Below are 19,225 nucleotides of genomic sequence, written 5' to 3' on the forward strand. Positions count from 1 at the left end.
TATTCACATTTCTGTCGGGATGGCCCGTTCATCCGTTCAGGACGTCCCCCTATCCTCCTGCATAGCTGCCGGTTTTATGCCCCGACAGGCTTGGCCCGCTCCATGCTCTTCTCATCCGAATACCGATGATTTACCGGTCGTGAGAGGGAATTTGGCCTTTTCCTCTTTGCCAAGACTTGTGGTAACCTTATATTGCGAGCTCCAAACGGAGATGACCGCCTTTCCTTTCAAACGGATTCGAAACTGGTATTTAATGACCGTATATCAAGGGGGCTGATAGAATGAGCCGAATACTGCTCGTCGAAGATGAAAAAGTGATGGCCAAAAACATTGCCTTCTTTCTGGAGAAGGAAGGCTATCAAATTGATATCGCTTATGATGGGCAAACCGGTCTGGATATGTTTCAGCAGGCCAGTTATGATCTGCTGCTGCTCGATTGGACTCTGCCCAGAATGGATGGGCTCGAGCTGTGCAAGACGGTGCGGAAGCAATCCAATGTGCCCATCATGATGATTACGGCGAAGGAAGAGATTATGGACAAGGTCGTCGGCCTGGAGGTGGGAGCCGATGATTACGTCACCAAGCCGTTCCATCAGCGCGAGCTGCTCGCACGAATTCATGCGCTGCTGCGCCGTCACCAGGCCCAGCCTGCCGCCTCCCCGGACAATACGGTGGAATACGAGGACTTGCAATTGGATAAAGCCCGGCTTCTGCTTCGGTACAGAGGAAAGAGCACCCCGCTGACAGCCAATGAATACAAGCTGTTGGAATCCATGATGCGGCACCCGGAGAATGTCTACAGCCGGGAGATGCTGTTCGAGCAAATCTGGGGGATGACAACCGGCTTCAGCGATCGCACCGTTGATGTCAACGTCAGCAGGCTGCGCAAGAAAATTACCGAGCTGACCGGCAAAAAATATTTGCACGCCGTGCGGGGCATGGGCTACCGGTTTGGTGGTGAAGGATGAAGCTGCATGCGCGGCTGTGGATCACCTTCTCCGTGCTGATGGTTGCCGTCAGCCTGATTCTTTACATTTTCATAATTAAAGCTTATGAAGCCCGTATGCTGGAAGGTCAGAAGCAGCTGGTCATTTCACAAGGATACGCCGTGGTCGATAAGCTCCGGGGAACTCTGCCGAGATTTCCCGAACGCACCGAAGGGTATCTGGACTTCTACAGTAGGCAGTTGGACATGCGGTTGTTCGTGCTGCATAACGACCGGACCGTCTGGTTCGACAGCTTCCGGGAGCTTCCCGAGCATTCGCCGCTTACCTTGGAAATTTTGAAGAACGGGGCGAACCTGCCCACGGGTTTGTTCGTTCCGACATCGTCCTACGGATATGTTCAGTACACTTTGTTGGAAATGGAGCCGGACAGGCCGGAACTCGGTTATTTGCTAATGGTGAACAACGTCGATTTTCTGTATGAAGACATCCGGGCCTTCAGAATCCAAGTTATCGGCATTATATTGGCAGCATTGACCGTCTTCTTTTTTATCTGCTACTTGGTGGCTTCATGGTTTACGAAACCGATTCGTTCTCTAATTGAACAAATGAAAAAAATCACTCCGCAAAAAAGGGTCTTCCAGCCCACTTACGGACGCCGGGATGAAATTGGAGAGCTGGGCGCGGAAATCGGCGAGATGGTCAGCCAATTGAACCGCTATGATCAGAGACAGCAGCAGTTCATGAGCTCCTCCTCCCATGAGCTCAAGACTCCTCTGGCCACTATGCAGCTCATATGTGAGAACCTGCCGCATGTCCGCGAAGAGGAGGAAACTCACCGGGAGTTCCTGCATGACTTGGAGGTGCAGATCGGCAAGATGAAGCACATCGTTGAGAGCATGCTGGATGTCAACCGGATGTGGGACCGTCCGCTCAACCGGGTCCGGCTGGGAGGACGGGAGCTGGAGGAGCATATTCGGGGGCATTTTCAATTCGTCGCCGACCAGAAGGCAATCCGGTTGACCTTTCAATGGGAGGACGGCTCCGCGCTGAATGTAGATGAGGAATTGTTCTACCGCGGGTTGGACAACGTCGTATCCAACGCGCTCCGCTACTCGCTGGCCGACAGTGAAATAACCGTTGCCTTGAAGCGGGTCGATGCCGCCAGGACGGAATGCCGTGTTTGCGATCAGGGAATAGGGATTGCCGAGGAGGATCTGCCCAAAATCTTCGAGCCCTTCTACCGCTCCCCGGAAGCGGGAATATGGGCCCAGGAAGGAAGCGGCTTGGGGCTGACGATCGTCAAGCAAATGGTGGACATGCATGGAGGAGACATCCAAGTAATGTCGCGTCCCGGTCAAGGAACCTACATAGCGATGATCTTCCGTAACAAAACTGTTACTTAACCGCCATTCCCGTGATACAATCTCATCTTATACTGAAGCTGTCATTACAAAAGGAGGGAACCATTCATGATAAAGAAAAAGAATTGGACGAAGCTAATGCTCGTGGCCGCTTGTGCGGCTGTCATCACAACGGGGTGCGCCCAGGGGAAAAATACCCCGGCTCCTAATAATGCGGCACCGCCGCCAAGCCAACAGCCCGCTAAACCTGGAGAGAACAACGAATCGAATATCGCGCCGAATCCAAAGGACAATAACGAAGATAAAAAAGTCGTCAAGAAGACCGTCACTCTGTATTTCTCGGATAAGGATTTGATGGAAAACTTCGCGGTTGACCGGGAAATCGAAGCCGAGGAAGAAGCCAATCTGCCTTTGGCCGCTCTGGAATCGTGGATCAGCGGTCCGAAGAACGAGAAATTGGGCAATCTCGTTCCTCCCGGCGTGCTGGTGGAGTACGTGAAGGAAGAGAACGGAGTCGCCCAGGTGAGCTTCTCCAAGGAGCTTAAGAACGCCAATCTCGGATCGGGTGGCGAAATGTTCCTGCTGGAGCAAATCACGATGATTATGAAGCAGTTCGGCTATGATTCCACCCAGATTCTGATTGAAGGCGAGAAAGAGGAATCGCTGCTTGGCCACGTGACTACCTCGGAGCCGCTGAAGGCCGGAGATCCGAGCCAGTACAAAAAGCTGGAGGAGTAGAACAAATTGATCCCTTGGTCAGGTCTTCTGCTGCATGGGACCGTAAGCCTGAACCTACTGGACGATAATAGGCAGGGCATGCGCGCAGCGTGTGCGAACCAAGATAAGCATAGGAATCTGACCAACGCGCTACACAGCGCCGCGACGCGCACCGGATAGGTGCGCGTTTTGCGGTAAGCTTGTTATACAAAGCTCCTATCGGAGCCTTGAAATCCCCCACAAAACGGTTACTTTGCGAGAAGCCCCGCAACCTGATATTTAAATTAAATGCAAAATAATCCTATTTTATCCACTCAAATCAAAACCCACCTGAATAATCACAGTTCTACATTTATTTGGGACCCATTCCCACAAACCTGAAAAAATAAATGTACTATTGCTTTTAATCGAGAATTTTCCTAGTCTGCCCGAATTATCTGCCACCGCCACACAGCGAGCCCCCGTTTTTCGGCAAGTTACAAAGGGGGATGCGAGAGAAGCACACTATCCCCATTGCTCCAGCTGTTTATGAATAAACCGGACCGTTTCCTCCGGACCGTTCTCTTGTTGAATAGTTTGGGCCAGAGCTTGTGCTTTATGGGACAACGCTTCATCAGCCGTAAGCTCGCGAATCCGTTGGGTGAACGCCTCGACGGTCATTTCTTTCTCTCTAAGCGGTTGAACGGATACTCCCAATTCCCGCATACGCCTGGCCCAGAAGGGCTGATCCCCTGTAAAAGGACAGACGAGCATCGGTTTACCCGAACGAAGGGCCTCAGCCGTAGTTCCCGCTCCGCCATGATGAATCACTCCCGCCGACCGGGGAAAAAGCCACGAGTGGGGCACGGAGTCAATGACATGAAGCTGTTCATTCACTTCACGGTTCTTCATACCGCTCCAGCCCGTAATGAGCACCGCCCGCCGTTCTGTTCTTCTTAAAGCTTCAGCGATCATCTCCTCGGCCAAAGCCGGCTGCTTAAGCGGCATGCTGCTAAAGCTGAACACTAACGGAGCCGGGCCTTGGTGCAGGAAATCGGACAGGCCTTCCGGCGGCTGCCAGGTCTCCTCCTCGTTCAGAAACCAGAACCCGGCCATGCTCACGCGCCCCTTCCATCGCGGATCATACGGGATGACCGTCGGGCTGCAGCCGTACAGAACAGGAATCTCGCGCCCGTTCACCTTCAAATCATTGCTCCATACGCTTCTTCCGGGCAGTCCTAAAACTTGCTCTCTCCACGGATTGATAATTTTCATAAATGAACTCATAAAAAACCGGTTGAAAACATAGCTCCGCCGGTTAAGCCAACCCAGGCCGAGCGAAAACGGGAAGACCGGATTGGTAAACAGAGAGGTGGGAGCGATAAGCGGAACCGGATGAGCGGTAAATACCGGAACGTTTAGCTTCTCCGCAATGTCGAACCCGCCGAATGCCTTGGGATGATAAATCAAGGCTTCCGCCCCTTGGGAAGCTGTCCACAAATCGGTGAGCATGTTTTTCATAAGAGGATAGATCAGCGACTTCATCTTTCGCATAATTTCTACCGGATTGCCGCTGATCAGCTTTTTTCCTTCTTCCGATTGGGTCAAGGCGAGGAAATCCGCCCGAATCGAGGCAAACTCAATGCCGGCCTGAAGAACGCCGGCTTTGAACGAGTCCGCCGTGCAGATCGTGACCGAATGGCCGGCCTTCTGCAGAGCCTGTCCCAATGAAATAAAAGGCTGCACATCCCCTCGGGTTCCCAGGGTTAACAGCTTAAACTTCATGTCGTACCTTCCTCTCTTGGCTCACATATAATTAGCCGTTTCCCGAACGTTAACAACGCCGGCGGTTAAACTCAACAAGAAAGACCTGCATCGCAGAAAGCTGCAGCCACAATTACCCATATTAAGAGTATCGAGGGATTTCGCGGCCAAGAACTGCTCCGGCGACGGCATGCCACTTTTATTAAACAAACGCTTAAGATGCTCTACTCCATAAAAAATTCGTACTCTGAGATTAGAGGGTTGAGTTTATATGTAAATAGCTTCTCTACCATGTTGCAGATAAACGCAGCCAACCCGTTGTTCATTCTATACTGCTTTTTTTTAGTAAGGCCGGAAATGAATAAAAGAAAAATCGACACTTCCAAAAAAAGATAAGATTCCCTATAATTTAGACGCCGATCTGCTCAAACGGTTTCGCACATTTTGAGACAAACTTCAACCTGACAGCTTAAATTTGTCCAAAAAGCAATAGAGGGCAAAGAATGCCCCCCCAAAGATGATTTCCTGAAACTCAAGACTAGCCGTGAACGACTCAATCCGGCAAAGCCAGTTTGCCCATAATGACAGGCCTTTCCGCTCCGGTGGCGGATGGAAGATTGTTGGCAACGCCATGAACGGCGTTGTTCGCAAACAGGGCGAAGGCGATCGCTTCCTTCGCATCGCCGGACACGCCCAAATCGTCGGAGACGAGAATGCGCTGGTCCGGCAGCAGCTCGCCAAGCTGGCGAAGCAGCGTGGCGTTGCGGGCTCCGCCGCCGCTGACGATGATTTCCTCTACCGCGTACAGCGGGAAGAGGAAATCACGGTAGCTGTCGGCGATCGACCTTGCCGTGAACGCCGTGAACGTGGCGATCACGTCCGCGGGAGCGAGGCCGCGCGCAGCCGCCTTCCCGAGCCATTCCGCCGCATACGCCTTGCCGAACATCTCCCGGCCCGTAGTCTTCACCGGCTTCAGGCGGAAATAGGGGTGGCTCAGCATCTCGCCGAGCAGGCGCGCGTCCGCCTCCCCCTGCGCCGCCCAAGCCCCTCCGTCGTCGTAGCTCCTCTCCCCGCCCGACAGCTGATAGACCGCCTGGTCTATCAGCATGTTGCCGGGGCCGGTATCGAACGCTACGACCTGCTCGGGGCGGGCGGCGGCGGGGATGGCGGCGCAGTTGCCGATGCCTCCGATGTTCTGGACGATCCGCCCGCGGCGGTCGTCCCGGAACAGGATGTAATCGGCATACGGCGTGAGCGGCGCGCCTTGTCCGCCCACGGCCATATCGGCGGTGCGGTAATCGCCCATGACCGGCAGGCCGGTCTTCTTGGCGATGACCGACAGGTCGCCGATCTGCAGCGTGGAGCGGACGAAGCCCGGCTCGTCGGCGGGGATGTGCCAGACCGTCTGGCCGTGCGAGCTGACCAGATCGACATCGGCCAAAGGTATCCCCGCCTCAGCCACCGCCTGACGGACCGCTTCCGCCAACCTCAGGCCAAGCTCGAAATTCATCGAGCAGACGCCTGCCGTATTGGAACGGTCCAGGGTACACAGCTCCTTCAACCGTTCCCGAAGCTCATCCTCATACGGAACGGTCGTAAAGTGCAGCAGCTCCACCCGGGAATCGGTGCCTACCCCTTCAATCCGTACAATGGCTGCATCGATTCCATCCAGGGACGTACCCGACATAAGGCCGACGATCACCTTGACATTCCGGGATACAAGATGATTTAACCAATGGATCATTCCAATTCTCCTTCCCGCATGAACGGTCCCTTGTCTTCCCCCGTCTTCCTCTTAATACCGCAAAGGGACATCGTTTCTTCCGTAAGCCAACCAGGATTGCCGTTTATAGCTTCTAAACTTATATAGACTATTGACCGGGGGTTATTCACTTTCCTCTCCGTATAGAAGATAGGGCTTCCTCTTCTCTTCCCACTCGGCGGCTTGTCGGTCCCATTCCGCAGTGATCTCCTCCAAACCGGTTGGCGTATGAAGCTTGGTCCGGACCGCATCGCTGCCCGACAAGAGATCGATAAATGGCTTGCCGCCTTCCTTATAAGGAGGCAGCCATTCAAAGCGGCCCGGGTGCATGCGCTGAACCGCCTTTAGCAAGTGCAGCCCGACAGTGACCGGTCGGAACTTATGGCGGTCGGTCACGAACAATTGAACCCCCGCGCACAGCTCTCCCTGATGCTTGGAGAAGGTGGGGGTAAAGTACGTCGGACAGAACCGGACCCCGGGCAGCTCCAGATCATTCATCGTCTCCGCCAGCTTCTTGCCGTTCAGCCACGGAGCGCCGATCAGTTCGAACGGCCGGGTCGTTCCGCGTCCTTCGGACAAATTCGTCCCCTCGATCAGACAGGTTCCCGGATATACACGGGCAGAATCGAGGGTAGGAATATTGGGCGAAGGCATAATCCACGGCAAGCCCGTATCGCTGTACTCCATTCCTCTATGCCAGCCGATCATCGGCACGACCTGCAGGTTACAAGGCTTATCCATTTCCGAATTGACCCATTTCGCAAATTCTCCGATCGTCATCCCGGTGCGGAACGGAATCGGCCACGCCCCTACCATGGAACGGTACCCCTCCTGCAGAACGCCTCCTTCACAAATGATTCCCCCGAGAGGATTAGGCCGGTCCAGCACAATCATTTCCTTGCCGCTTTCGGCGCAGGCTCCCATCGTATAGATAAGGGTGGTCAAATAAGTATAGAACCGGACACCCAAATCCTGAATGTCAAAAACAACGGCGTCAACCTGTTCGAGCATTTCCGGCTCCGGTTTTCTCCGTTTTCCGTATAGGCTGTATACCGGAATCCCATGCTGTTCATCGATTTCGTCCTCGAACAGAACGCCAGCCTGGCGCTCCCCGCGAATCCCATGCTCACACGCAAAAAGTGCCGTTAGCTTGGCTGACTGTAAATTAGCGCAAATGTCTATGACTGATTCTAGTGAGGACGTTCTGCCCGTCGGATTGGTCAACAACCCGATTCTTTTGTCCCGCACAAAGCTCTGCTCCACTTCCGGCAATCGGTCCGCACCGGTCAGTACCCTGTTCTTGCTCACCTAGACTCCTCCTCACTGATAGCCGGATATCGACCGGCTTCTTCTATTTAACAGCTATCTTCACCACGTCTTGTTCCCTATCCTATTCCGGTGTATCTGTTTCATTCCGGCTGATTCCATCCCAAAACCGGGCCGGATAGGAGCAGCCGCTGATTCTTTGAATTGCAATCGCTTCCATTATTGAATATTATATAATTAATAAAATAAAATTTCAATATACGTTTTTGTTCGTGAAATTTAATTTTACAAATGACCGGCTATACTTTATACTTTTTATCAGAACCGCATGTACTAAGGCAGACAAGTGCCGAATATGGGTGATATAAATACAGATAGGAACTATGCTTCGGAATGATTTCATAAGGTAGGTGCCAATTATGAATTATTATATCGGTGTGGACGGCGGCGGGACTAAAACAGAAGCGGTTATTCTCAATGCTTCCGGGGAGCAGCTTGTCAGCCTGAAGGGTCCCTCTACCAATCCCCGGTCACTGGGCTTTCCGCAAGCATGGACTCATTTGCAGGAGCTCTTGGACAATCTGTTAAGCCTCCCGGACTTGGCGGCGGGAAGCTGTGCCGGATTATGTCTTGGTCTGGCGGGAGTGGATCTTCCGGAGGAGAGGAGCCGATTTGCGCACGCACTGGAGCAGTACTTTGCCCGGCGCGACTTGTCGCTGCCCATCATGGTAACGAACGATGCGGAAATTGTTCTGATGGCTTCTCTATCGCATAATCATGGAATTGTATCGGTTTCCGGTACGGGCTCTATCGTATACGGAGTGACTCCGGAAGGCAAGCGATGGAGAACGGGAGGCTGGGGACATCTGCTTGGTGACGGAGGCAGCGGTTATGCCATCGGCTTAAAGACGCTGCAGACGATTATGAAAAGCTATGATGGCGTCTTGCCCCAGACGATGATGACCGATTTAGTCAAAGAGGCTTATTCCTTCCAATCCGTAACTGAATTAAAAAGCTATATTTATACACCGGATATTCAAAAACAGCATATTGCCGAATTTGCCCGTTATTGCATACAAGCAAGCCTTCACGATGACCCTGCCGCCGTGGGCATCATTAGAGAGGCTGCCCATGAATTGGTTGAGCAGACCACCGCCTTGATCGGCAAGGAACCGTGGTTTTCAAGCGCGGATCTGGTTGCGGCCGGGTCGATTTTTAAGCATTCATCCTTATTTAAGGAAACCTTTAGTTTGAAGCTGAGCGAAACGTATCCGGATATCCGGATATACCCCTCGCTGCGCAGTCCGGCATATGGGGCCGCTCTCCAGGCCATGCAGGGCCAGAATCTTTAAGAAGAAGGAGTTCATGGTTATGAGTAACTTGCTTAACGGGCTTACGACGGAACAGATCAATGACCGGACCCGGAATATCGACCAGCTCGATACGGAACAGATCATGAGACTGATTCATGCGGAAGATAAGCTCATCACGGATTCCATTGAACCTTTGATTCCGAAGATTGCCCAGGCGGCCGACTTTATTGTCGAAGCCTTCAAAAGCGGCGGACGCCTGTTCTATGTCGGTGCCGGAACAAGCGGGCGCCTCGGTATTCTCGACGCCTCGGAATGCCCTCCTACTTTCGGAACCCCTCCATCCATGGTACAAGGCATTATCGCCGGAGGCTTTCAGGCGGTTAAAGATGCGGTGGAAGGCGCCGAGGACAGCGAGGATTGGGGGGCCTCCGATATGGATCAGCATGAAATCGGACCGCAGGACGTCGTCGTTGGCATCGCTGCCAGCGGCCGGACCCCTTATGTGCTGGGGGCGATGAGGCGAGCCAGAGAGAGGGGCGCCACAGTTATTGGATTAACCAATAACTATCATACGCCTATGACGGCTGAAGCCGACTTGATGCTTGAAGCCGTCGTCGGGCCGGAGGTCATTCTCGGTTCGACCCGGATGAAGGCGGGAACGGCACAGAAGCTTATCCTCAACATGCTTACAACGTCTTCTATGATTCGGATAGGGAAAGTGTACGACAATTTAATGGTCGATTTAAACCCTTCCAACGAAAAGCTCGTCCACCGCGCCAAGAGAATTATTCAGATGGCCACCCAAGCGCCCGAGGAAAGAGTCGTTGAAGCCTATGAAGCCTCCGGAGGCCATGTCAAGACGGCCATCGTCATGATCCTCGCCAATGTAGATTGCGACAAGGCCCGGCAGCTGTTAGACGACAATGAAGGCTTTGTCCGCCAGGCCATTGCTTCGACAGGAACGGCTCAAGAGAACTGCTAAGAGTCTCTCGATGAATATTTGGGCATAATTCAAGTTAAGCGGAGTCTTTACCAGTCCAGAGGGAGCGATAACCTTCGGTTAAGTGGAATGATGATCGGTTTTTCCTGCCTTGGGCGATTGGGCGAACCTAAATTGCTGCGATAATACATCAATTATGAAGCGAATGGAGATGTTCGAGAGAAAAGCCTGCGAAAATGCACGAATTCTCTTTCCAAATGGCTGAAACGCCTGCTTCAAGAAGCAAAAAGATGTACTATCGCAGGCTTTTGTATCGCTGCACTCTGACAACCTTATAACCTGCTATCTGATAAATATTTCATCGGACAGACTCGCAGGCCATCTATGCTGCAGAATACCGAAGGACAGGGAGCTTAATTCCCTGTCCTTTAACATTTCTCAGAGTCTTAAAGTCTTATGCCCCGTCTTTTCGAACCGGACCGTTCCGATAAAAGCCGGTCTTCCTTTCCCCTCTTTGTTTCCATTCCCTGTCTCTCTTTTTTACACCCTCCTTAAATATAGTTCTATTTGGGTGATGATAACCCATCAGAATTTGGACCATATCGGAAGCCTGCCCGTCCTTCTGGCCGAAGGTCCGCCAAGTGTAGAGGTGTGGGCCCACGAGCTCTCCAGCTGCTACTCTATTTCCCGTCTTGCTGAATCGATACACCGCTAAATTTTCGTTTTTGAATATAGATGAGCCTGATGGACAAGCAGACACCCGCAGCAAGCAAGCCGAAGGTCAGACCGATCCAAAATCCGGTCGCGCCGAGCCCGGTGTAGTACGCCAGAAAATAACCGAGCGGCAAACAGACCAGCCAATAAGCGACCAGGGTGATCATGAAGGCTGTATTAACATCCTTGTATCCTCTTAAAGCCGCCTGCGCCGTCACTTGGATCGCGTCGGAAATCTGGAAGAACAGCGCATAGATTAAGAAGTGAGCCGTTAAATAGATGACGGCTTCTTCGTTAGAGTAGAAACCGGCGACGGTATAACGGAAGAACACCACCAGCAAGCCCGTAACCAGAGCCATCATCACGGACAGGACGATCCCCAGCCAACTGTACGTCCTCGCGTCATTATAACGTTTGGCGCCGGCCTCATATCCGACAAGAACGGTCAAGGCCAAAGAAATGCTGACCGGTATCATATACAGGAAAGAGACAATGTTCAGGGCGGACTGATACGCCGCTATCGTCGTGACACTGAACCTGCTTATAAGGATGGTCACCATTGCAAACATGCTCGTTTCAAAAAAGGCCGACAAGCCCATAGGTACCCCGATCTGCAAGATTTCCTTGCTTCTGCGGATAGAGAAAGCCTTAAAGCTTGATAACACAGGATAAGCTGAGAAGGGAACCTGCTTTTTAACAATCCATGCGGTCATTCCGGCAATAGCCCAATAGGTGATAGAGGTCGCGTAGCCCGCACCGGCGCCTCCCAGCTCCGGCAGGCCCATCCGTCCGTAAATGAGCATGTAATTCAACAGAAAATTAAGAGGCAGGGAAAGAATCATAATGACCATGACTACCCGGGTTTTCCCAAGGGCGTAGATAAACGATCGCAGGACGTTAAAAATAAAGAGCGGGACAATTCCGAAACTTAACCCCACTAAATAATCGTGGGCCGTCTCCCGAACATCATCGGACAGGTTCATTAGTTCCAATAAAGGCTCCAATAGAAAATAACCAAGTAAAATGACTGTGGCAGCGATCAGAAGAGCCAAATAAATTCCGTTAGCAACAATCGATGCAACTTCACTGTCCTTCTTTTCCCCAAAACGTTGGGCGGCAATGGGAGATACGGCAAGCAAAATTCCACTTAACCCGGTAAATACCGGATTCCAAATCGAGGAGCCGATCGCTACTCCGGCCAAATCCGATGAATTGTATTTTCCCGACATGATCGTATTGAAGAACACCATCGAAAACATCCCCAACTGCGTTATCAAGATGGGGATTAGCATGACAAAAATCTGCTTGACTTTTCCTCTCAACGTATTGGTTGGCTGCATAAAGATTACTCCCGCTTCCAAATGAATCTTTTTATGCCGATAGAAATCCTTGTGAGAAAAACTCCTATCGGAGTATTTCATGGATGAGCGACCGCGTTTAAAGGATGTTTTTATCGCCAATTAGAAAGTTGTTCCATTTTAATGCTTTATTGAACTTAAACTTTCTAATGTGGTAAAAAAAGAAGGGCCCTTGCCGGATATGTTACCAGCGGCCCTCTTGTTTTCGTTCCTCTATAAAACGGGACAGTCTTGCGACAACTTCCTCGAGCACCTTATCATCACGTACAAGCGCAATTCGAACATAGCCTTCCCCTTCCTGTCCGAACGCGTCTCCCGGAATAACGACAACGCCTGTAGAATACAAAATTTCCCGGGAAATTTGTCGAGATGTCCAGCCTTTCGGGATAGGCGCCCACAGGAACATTGTCGCTTTAGGTGTCGGAATCGCCCAGCCTGCCCGGCGCAAGCCATTGATTAATATATCCCGCCGCCTTTGGTAGACCTCCGCTACCCTTGGGCCTGTTCCTTGCCGGTCTTCCTCCAGAGCCGCAATGCCGGCTTGTTGGATAGCCTCGAATACACCATAATCGATGTTGGACTTCAGTTCACCCAATGCCCGAACCGCTTCGGGATTACCGACCATATAAGCGAGCCTGCAGCCGGCCATATTGTAGCTCTTCGACAATGAATGAAATTCGACAGCAACCTCTTTGGCCCCTTCGACCTGAAGAATGCTTGTCGGCTCATAATCGTCGAAGGCAAGCTCGGAATAAGCCAGATCATGTACGACAAGAAGATCATGATCCCGGGCGAAACGGACCAGCTTCTCAAAAAATTGGCGGTCCGCCACTGCCGAAAGCGGGTTGCTGGGATAGCTGCACAGTATGAACTTGGCACGGCGAACTACTTCCTCCGGAATATCTTCCAGCACCGGCAAGAAGTGATTTTCCGCCCTCAACGGCATCATCCACGGCGTGACCCCCGCCAACACCAAACTGGCATGATAGATCGGATATCCCGGATCCGGTACGATGGCGACATCCCCCGGATCGGCTACCGCCATAGCCAAATGCGCCAGGCCATCCTGAGAGCCCATCAATGTCAGCACTTCATTCTCCGGATCCAATTGCACCCCGAATCGGTAATCATACCAACGGGAGACCGCCTCCCTGAAGCCGCGTCCTCCGGATCGCGTCGGGTACCCGTAATTGGCCGGATTGGTCACGGCCTTCGCCAGAACCTCCATCACCTTGTCGGAAGGAGGCAGGTCCGGACTGCCGATGCCCAGATCAATGATGTCGGTCCCCTGCCGGCTGACCTCCTCTTTCCATTGCTCCATCTCAGCGAAGATGGCCGAACCTAATTGCCGAATCCGTTCGGACGATCTAACCTTCATCGTTCCTTTCCCCCACTCATGCCGGCACACCGGCTGACTTGCGAACCCTGTTTGCCAATCTTATTGTAGAACCTAAAAGCTTATATAGCCTCTCCTTTTACTCTTTCACTATATGCCATATCCTTAACAACATTAAATGTAAACAACGACTTATGCCGTTACCGTTTCGTAATGCAGTACCACCATTAGGCTTTACCGATGCCGCAACTGCCCTGCCATTGCCCCAATCCACATGGCCGCAGCGGAGATCGTACCAATAGTAAACTATACCGCTCTTGCTTATTTTTGATGCATTCCCGGCGAACGGCTGCGGCGCTGCACGTCGAGCAGTCAGCCCTTTTGCCAAGCTGGTTATGTGTTCTCAAGGCCCGCCATCCATCCGACGTGGGCGAACGAATACAGCATGTAAATAAGAGAGACGGCCAAGGTCAGATATACCGAACCCAAAGCCCATCGTGTTCTTTGTGGTACAGTGAAATACTCCTCGTTCTCATAGGCATAATAATCCGCCCGGCAGCGGACCAATAAGAATCGCCCTTCCTTCTTATCCTTAATATCGGTTTGCAGGAGGCGGGCACGGTGAACCAGCACTTGCCCGGGAAGCAGCAGAGTCCCTCTCAAGCCTATGTCTTCCCACAGGAACATCATTTTTTGATGACCGTCCAGTTCCGAGTAGGTAGTGAACTCGAGGTCCTTCTGCTGATCCTGCCGCGGAAGCTCCAACCCCCGCTCCTTCAGCCGGTCCTCTACCCATGTCAGCGGCAATTCATAGGATGCCTCTATGCTCCGCAGCTTGGGCCCCCTCTTGCGGTCAATATATTTACGCGCCAGATCCAGGGCGAACAAAATCCAGAAGATAAATAGAATATAAAGCTGATAGTAAACAATAATGACCAGCCCGGCAATTAATCCGATGGAAACGAGCCGGCGGCTCACCGCTATCGCAATTCGTCCGCCATCCAAAGGATGGATCGGCAGTAAATTAACGAGGTTAATAATGAACCCGATATAGGCGAGCGCCAACAGCAGCAGCGAGTCCCAGCGGTTCCCTATCCAGTAGGAAGCGAATGCACCGATGCTTCCAAGCAACGGGCCTCCTAACGCAATATAGGCTTCCGTGGCCGCATTGCGGGGATGTCTCTCCAAATTCACCATCGCACCGATAAAAGGGATGAAGACCGGTGCGGAAGTGGACAGTCCTTTCTGCTTGGCGGCCACGACATGGCCCAATTCGTGAATCAGCACCATGACCACCATGCCTACAGCCAATTGCAACGGAGCGATCAGGGCGTAGGCTCCTACCGAAACAAGCATTGTCAAAATCGCGCCTCCGAAAGAGCCCATTTTCACATACGAGAGCCCCTTCTTAAGCTTCGTCAGACAAAAAGGCCATACGGCTTGCAGCCGCCGTACGCTTTCATCCTTACGATTTTGTTTGGCCTCCATTCACCCTGTCCCCCTCTGATGCTGTACGGACTAGCTTGCCGTCATCCCCATGCTTGCGAGTACATATCCTCCTTGAAGCCGACCGTCACCTTGCTGCCGTCCGTCACGACGGGGCGCTTGATCAATCTTCCGTTCGACGCCAACAGTCGGATCTGCTCCTCCTCGCTCATTTGCCCCAATTTATCCTTTAAATTCATCTCTTTATAAACTTCACCGGATGTGTTGAAAAACTTCTTCAGCTCCAATCCGCTTCTGTCAATCAAATCGGCCATTTCCGATTCGGAAGGAGGCTCCTCGAACACATTTACGACGGTTATCTCATGCCCTTTGGCTTCCAGCCATTTCTGGGCTTTGCGGCAGGTGTCGCATTTGGGATAAGAGTACATCTTCAGCTTCATTGTGATTCCTCCTTGCAGTAAAGCTTTCCGTGCAGATCATTATCGTTCCTGACGAATCATTTTCTCTGCCATTCCATTCAACAGTTTGCCTGGTCATGTTTCGACAAGGACATAGCTGTCTTGTCATCCTTCTGATGGTGCTGTTTGACGATACCATTGACGCTTCTGCGACTTGGAAGTCTATCTTGAAAACCCTTGTATTTATGCCGTGCAAACGGAATGGCGCGCCTAACTGGATTTCATACAGTTAATTTGCTCCTCTGGAGCAAAAAGCGGAAACTAAGTGGAAAAACCGCAGTTAGTTTGGGTAAAAAAGGCGATGTCGGCAAAAAAACTCGATTTTAAATGCAGTTTTTCCATTTACTTTAATCACTTTCTGCCATTCGCTTGAATTTACCTACATAAATTACAGTTAAATCGTTTGCCAATCAGTAGCGATAGTTTTCTATCTATGCAACGTTTATATCAAAACTTATATTTCGTCAGTTGAAACAAACCTTTAATCAATTTTCGCTCTTGTGCAAAGTTATAGAACATGAGTTTGATATAAATAGCTTACCAAACAATTCATCAAACTTGTAATAGAAATTGCTTATTAATACGTAATCTTGTAAAACAATTTTTCCCATCGGGCGTTTCAGTCCGGTGGACCGCTACCCTTGCTGTCGTCCACCGCCGGGCTTCCAATACTTGCCGCGCCGGTGCCGCCGGATAAAGCCGCCCGCAATCGCTGCATATCCTCCGGAAGCTCCGCCAGGAACTCGACATACCGCCTTGTTCCCGGATGAACCAGGCCCAGCCGATAAGCATGCAGCGCCTGCCGTTCGATGCCGGCCTTTCCCGGAAGGGACGGACCCCCTCCTGCAGGATACATCTTGTCGCCGATCAGCGGATGGCCTATAGACAGCATATGTACGCGAATCTGATGCGTCCGACCGGTTTCCAGCCTGACGGCCACAAGCGTTGCCCCCTTCAGCCTCTCTACAACCCGATAATGGGTAACAGCCGGATAGCCGTCAGGAGTCACTATCCGGTAATGAGGCTGTTCGGGATCGCGGTCAATCGGTCCGTCAATCGTCCCTTCATCCGCCTCCATTTCGCCGTGAACCACGGCCATATATTCCTTCAGCACTTGCTGGGCCTTCATCTGCTCGGAAATATGCTGATGGACGAACGGATTTTTGGCGATCGCTAATACTCCTGACGTTTCCTGGTCAAGCCGATGCACCGGACGAAAACGGACCTTCTCCCCCCGCTCCAGCCAATGATGAACTACGGCGTTGGCCAATGTGTGCACATAATGCCCGTGCGTCGGATGGACAATCATCCCGGCGGGCTTATTAACGATTAGCAGATGGTCATCCTCATGAAGAATATCCAGCGGGATGTCCTCAGGCAGAATATCCTCCGACTGCTCCTGCTCCATGCGAATTTCGATCCGGTCTCCGGCATGCACCGGAACACTGATGTACTTGCGTTCCCCGTTTACCGTTATTCCTTGCTCGGTCCGTTTCAGACGGGAAAGGAGCTTCCGCGACAGCTGCATTCGGCTCTGCAGTATGGTTTTTAACTGGATGCCCTCCTCTTCGGGAGAAACCGTGTAGACTAGCGGCTCATAGTAGCTCATTTTTTTCTACGAAACACCTCGGCACTGCGAATATATTCGACATCCGGCACTCCCAGACGATAATTGACGGTACGGGCCACCGTAAAGAAGAAATCCGACAGACGGTTCAAATAAATGCGGACATCCTCGTTGATTTGGTCCTCCTTGGCCAGGGTAACGACTCTGCGCTCCGCTCTCCGGCATACCGTTCGGCATACATGAAGCAGCGCCGACGCTTGGGAGCCTCCCGGAAGAACAAAACGGGAAATATCGGGGGTTTCCGCATCGTATTTGTCAATGAGCGCTTCCAATCGTTCGGCCAACCCGGAGGCCAGCTTGAACTCTCTCTTGGCTCTTGGCAGTACGGCCAAATCATGCCCGCAATCAAATAATTCATGCTGAATCTGAAGTAAATCGTCCCGCAAATCGGCGAATTTGTCCTCTTCCAAAACAGCTATGGCCTGCCCGACAAAGCAGTTCAGTTCATCGACGGTGCCGTACGCCTCCACCCTGACATTATCCTTATCCACTCTTCCGCCGATGACTCCCGTCTGGCCGGCATCTCCCGTTCTCGTGTAAATATTCATTCTTGATCCCCTCCCGGCGAATGATTGATCAGATCCGTTCGATCCTTCGTTATTCCTATCATCTCATAAATTTCTCCGATAGCCAAATGTTCTCTTACATGATCCGCCAATCGGTCGAAGGCCGCTTCTCTCCGTTCTCGGAAATGGAAAGCGGCTTCTAATGGCGGCCAGCCTTTATTCAGCCGGATACGGTTCAGCCACCGCCGCCGGAATTCGTCATTGTGCAGGATTCCGTGCACATATGTGCCCCATACGCGTCCGTCCGAAGTGACGGCCCCTTCCGGATGATAATTGTCCGGGGCTTCTCCATCCCGTTCATTCTTTACCATAAAAGGATGCTCCACCGGAGCCGTGAAACGAGTCAAGCCCATATGAATTTCATACCCTTCTATCGGCTCCGCTTTGCTTTCATCGCGGTCCCGGGTATATCCTACAACGCGCTCGGTTTTTTTGTCCGCGACAAAGACCGTCTCCATGGGAAAAATCCCGAGCCCGGCCGATTCCTCCCGGTTCGATTCGTTGAAGTCGGGGTCGACCAACCGCTGTCCCAGCATTTGGTAGCCGCCGCATATTCCGACGAGCCATCCTCCCTCTCCGATATAGCGCAGAACAGCCTCGTCCAGACCGCATTGCCTCAGGTGCTCCAGATCCTCGACTGTATTTTTGCTTCCCGGAATAATGAGCGCATCGGGGCGGCCCAATTCTTCCGTAGAGGAGACGAAGCGCAGATGAACATCATCCTCCTCATATAGAGGATCAAGGTCCGTGAAGTTGGAAATACGGGGCAGCCGGATGACTGCGATATCGAGCGCCCGCTCTGCCTTGCTCTGCTGCCGCTTCTGCTTGTTCTCCAGAGACAGCGAATCTTCGTCCTCCAGCTCCAGCTTGGGGATATATGGAATGACCCCCAGCACCGGTTTGCCCGTCTTCTGCTCCAGCCAATCCAGACCCGGTTTCAGCAGAGACACATCCCCGCGGAACTTGTTGATGATGAAGCCCTTGACCCGATCCCTCTCTTCCGGCGTCAGAATTTCAAGCGTACCGACGATCGAAGCGAAGACCCCTCCCCGATCTATGTCGGCCACGAGCAGAACCGGGGCGTCGGCCCAGCCGGCCAGCCGCATGTTCACAATATCCCGGTCCTTCAGGTTCACCTCGGCCGGACTGCCCGCTCCCTCAATAACGACCAGATCATAAGCCTCGCGCAATCGGGCGAGCGCTTCCCGGACAATTCCTCCCGCTTCGGACAGATAGCTTTCGCGATAGGTCCGTGCATCCAGGTCCTTGTACGGCTTCCCATGGACAACGACCTGCGAAACCATATCCTGCTTAGGCTTCAGCAGAATCGGGTTCATATCCGTCGTTGCCGCTATCCGGCACGCATCCGCCTGCATTCCTTGAGCACGCCCGATTTCTTTCCCGTCGGGGGTAACGTAAGAATTCAGCGACATATTTTGCGATTTGAACGGTGCGACCTTCCAGCCGTCCTGGACGAAAATTCGGCATAATGCGGCAGCGAGCAAACTTTTGCCTACATCCGATGCGGTCCCCTGCAGCATGATGGTGCGTCCTGACGCCTGCTCCATACGTTTCATCCAACCAACCCCTTTCCTTCCTTAAACTACCACCTGCTCAAAGCAGGTGGATTTAGACATAAATGTCGACGACTAAAGTCGTAGCGTAAGAGTA

The 19,225-nt window shown here is 52.2% G+C and carries 15 protein-coding genes; 5 read left to right on the forward strand and 10 right to left on the reverse strand.

Annotation, left to right across the window (positions count from 1 at the left end; translation table 11 throughout):
- Positions 1 to 281: 281 nt before the first annotated feature.
- The 3 genes from ACTHRH_RS23860 (at position 282) to ACTHRH_RS23870 (ending at position 3,046) form a co-directional block, all read left to right on the forward strand.
- Positions 282 to 968 carry a response regulator transcription factor gene (locus ACTHRH_RS23860; protein WP_144941409.1) on the forward strand — a complete coding sequence of 229 codons (687 nt, stop codon included), beginning with the start codon at positions 282 to 284 and terminating at the stop codon, positions 966 to 968.
- Positions 965 to 2,350 (forward strand): sensor histidine kinase, encoded by a 1,386-nt coding sequence (locus ACTHRH_RS23865; protein ID WP_440417942.1) that lies wholly within the window; start codon positions 965 to 967, stop codon positions 2,348 to 2,350. The genes ACTHRH_RS23860 and ACTHRH_RS23865 overlap by 4 nt, the downstream gene beginning before the upstream one ends.
- A 66-nt stretch (positions 2,351 to 2,416) precedes the next feature.
- Entirely contained in the window at positions 2,417 to 3,046 is a 630-nt protein-coding gene (locus ACTHRH_RS23870) for a GerMN domain-containing protein (protein ID WP_144941405.1), read from the forward strand.
- Between the two features lie 483 nt (positions 3,047 to 3,529).
- Here the strand turns inward: ACTHRH_RS23870 and ACTHRH_RS23875 are convergent, their stop codons facing one another.
- From ACTHRH_RS23875 to ACTHRH_RS23885, 3 genes are all read right to left on the reverse strand, one after another.
- Positions 3,530 to 4,789, reverse strand: a complete 1,260-nt coding sequence (locus ACTHRH_RS23875) for a glycosyltransferase (protein ID WP_440417944.1) — start codon at positions 4,787 to 4,789, stop codon at positions 3,530 to 3,532.
- Between the two features lie 532 nt (positions 4,790 to 5,321).
- Entirely contained in the window at positions 5,322 to 6,512 is a 1,191-nt protein-coding gene (locus ACTHRH_RS23880) for an anhydro-N-acetylmuramic acid kinase (RefSeq protein ID WP_144941399.1), read from the reverse strand.
- A gap of 141 nt (positions 6,513 to 6,653) precedes the next feature.
- Entirely contained in the window at positions 6,654 to 7,838 is a 1,185-nt protein-coding gene (locus ACTHRH_RS23885) for an exo-beta-N-acetylmuramidase NamZ family protein (protein ID WP_144941397.1), read from the reverse strand.
- Between the two features lie 377 nt (positions 7,839 to 8,215).
- Here ACTHRH_RS23885 and ACTHRH_RS23890 point away from each other — a divergent pair, with 377 nt between their 5' ends.
- Together ACTHRH_RS23890 and murQ are read left to right on the forward strand one after the other, a co-directional pair.
- Entirely contained in the window at positions 8,216 to 9,148 is a 933-nt protein-coding gene (locus tag ACTHRH_RS23890; RefSeq protein ID WP_440417947.1) for a BadF/BadG/BcrA/BcrD ATPase family protein, read from the forward strand.
- 19 nt (positions 9,149 to 9,167) lie between these two features.
- A complete protein-coding gene (murQ, locus tag ACTHRH_RS23895; protein ID WP_379291708.1) occupies positions 9,168 to 10,091 on the forward strand; it encodes an N-acetylmuramic acid 6-phosphate etherase in 924 nt (307 codons plus the stop codon).
- 638 nt (positions 10,092 to 10,729) lie between these two features.
- On the opposite strand, the gene ACTHRH_RS23900 is transcribed toward murQ, so the two are convergent.
- The 7 genes from ACTHRH_RS23900 to ACTHRH_RS23930 all read right to left on the reverse strand — a co-directional run bounded on the left by ACTHRH_RS23900 (position 10,730) and on the right by ACTHRH_RS23930 (position 19,122).
- A complete protein-coding gene (locus tag ACTHRH_RS23900) occupies positions 10,730 to 12,184 on the reverse strand; it encodes an MATE family efflux transporter (RefSeq protein WP_379291706.1) in 1,455 nt (484 codons plus the stop codon).
- 121 nt (positions 12,185 to 12,305) lie between these two features.
- On the reverse strand, positions 12,306 to 13,499 hold the full coding sequence (locus tag ACTHRH_RS23905) for an aminotransferase class I/II-fold pyridoxal phosphate-dependent enzyme (protein WP_440417949.1): 1,194 nt from the start codon (positions 13,497 to 13,499) through the stop codon (positions 12,306 to 12,308).
- 351 nt (positions 13,500 to 13,850) lie between these two features.
- Positions 13,851 to 14,945 (reverse strand): site-2 protease family protein, encoded by a 1,095-nt coding sequence (locus ACTHRH_RS23910; protein ID WP_144940000.1) that lies wholly within the window; start codon positions 14,943 to 14,945, stop codon positions 13,851 to 13,853.
- A gap of 41 nt (positions 14,946 to 14,986) precedes the next feature.
- A complete protein-coding gene (locus ACTHRH_RS23915; RefSeq protein WP_144939998.1) occupies positions 14,987 to 15,343 on the reverse strand; it encodes an arsenate reductase family protein in 357 nt (118 codons plus the stop codon).
- A gap of 637 nt (positions 15,344 to 15,980) precedes the next feature.
- Positions 15,981 to 16,970, reverse strand: a complete 990-nt coding sequence (locus tag ACTHRH_RS23920; RefSeq protein ID WP_144939996.1) for an RluA family pseudouridine synthase — start codon at positions 16,968 to 16,970, stop codon at positions 15,981 to 15,983.
- The gene (locus ACTHRH_RS23925; protein WP_144939994.1) at positions 16,967 to 17,536 is read right to left on the reverse strand and encodes a cob(I)yrinic acid a,c-diamide adenosyltransferase; all 570 of its coding nucleotides are present in this window, start codon (positions 17,534 to 17,536) and stop codon (positions 16,967 to 16,969) included. The genes ACTHRH_RS23920 and ACTHRH_RS23925 overlap by 4 nt, the downstream gene beginning before the upstream one ends.
- Positions 17,533 to 19,122 carry a cobyric acid synthase gene (locus ACTHRH_RS23930; protein ID WP_144940010.1) on the reverse strand — a complete coding sequence of 530 codons (1,590 nt, stop codon included), beginning with the start codon at positions 19,120 to 19,122 and terminating at the stop codon, positions 17,533 to 17,535. Before ACTHRH_RS23930 ends, ACTHRH_RS23925 begins: the two co-directional genes overlap by 4 nt.
- Positions 19,123 to 19,225 lie beyond the last annotated feature (103 nt).

Source organism: Paenibacillus sp. SAFN-117 (genome assembly GCF_051966115.1).
Taxonomy (GTDB): Bacteria; Bacillota; Bacilli; order Paenibacillales; family NBRC-103111; genus Paenibacillus_L; species Paenibacillus_L residui.

Excerpts from the sequence above, each read along its gene's own strand:
- ACTHRH_RS23860 (WP_144941409.1), top strand. The coding sequence starts at position 282 with ATGAGCCGAATACTGCTCGTCGAAGATGAAAAAGTGATGGCCAAAAAC.
- ACTHRH_RS23930 (WP_144940010.1), bottom strand. The coding sequence starts at position 19,122 with ATGGAGCAGGCGTCAGGACGCACCATCATGCTGCAGGGGACCGCATCG.
- murQ (WP_379291708.1), top strand. The coding sequence starts at position 9,168 with ATGAGTAACTTGCTTAACGGGCTTACGACGGAACAGATCAATGACCGG.
- ACTHRH_RS23865 (WP_440417942.1), top strand. The coding sequence starts at position 965 with ATGAAGCTGCATGCGCGGCTGTGGATCACCTTCTCCGTGCTGATGGTT.
- ACTHRH_RS23905 (WP_440417949.1), bottom strand. The coding sequence starts at position 13,499 with ATGAAGGTTAGATCGTCCGAACGGATTCGGCAATTAGGTTCGGCCATC.
- ACTHRH_RS23925 (WP_144939994.1), bottom strand. The coding sequence starts at position 17,536 with ATGAATATTTACACGAGAACGGGAGATGCCGGCCAGACGGGAGTCATC.
- ACTHRH_RS23880 (WP_144941399.1), bottom strand. The coding sequence starts at position 6,512 with ATGATCCATTGGTTAAATCATCTTGTATCCCGGAATGTCAAGGTGATC.
- ACTHRH_RS23915 (WP_144939998.1), bottom strand. The coding sequence starts at position 15,343 with ATGAAGCTGAAGATGTACTCTTATCCCAAATGCGACACCTGCCGCAAA.
- ACTHRH_RS23910 (WP_144940000.1), bottom strand. The coding sequence starts at position 14,945 with ATGGAGGCCAAACAAAATCGTAAGGATGAAAGCGTACGGCGGCTGCAA.
- ACTHRH_RS23920 (WP_144939996.1), bottom strand. The coding sequence starts at position 16,970 with ATGAGCTACTATGAGCCGCTAGTCTACACGGTTTCTCCCGAAGAGGAG.
- ACTHRH_RS23900 (WP_379291706.1), bottom strand. The coding sequence starts at position 12,184 with ATGAAATACTCCGATAGGAGTTTTTCTCACAAGGATTTCTATCGGCAT.
- ACTHRH_RS23870 (WP_144941405.1), top strand. The coding sequence starts at position 2,417 with ATGATAAAGAAAAAGAATTGGACGAAGCTAATGCTCGTGGCCGCTTGT.
- ACTHRH_RS23890 (WP_440417947.1), top strand. The coding sequence starts at position 8,216 with ATGAATTATTATATCGGTGTGGACGGCGGCGGGACTAAAACAGAAGCG.
- ACTHRH_RS23875 (WP_440417944.1), bottom strand. The coding sequence starts at position 4,789 with ATGAAGTTTAAGCTGTTAACCCTGGGAACCCGAGGGGATGTGCAGCCT.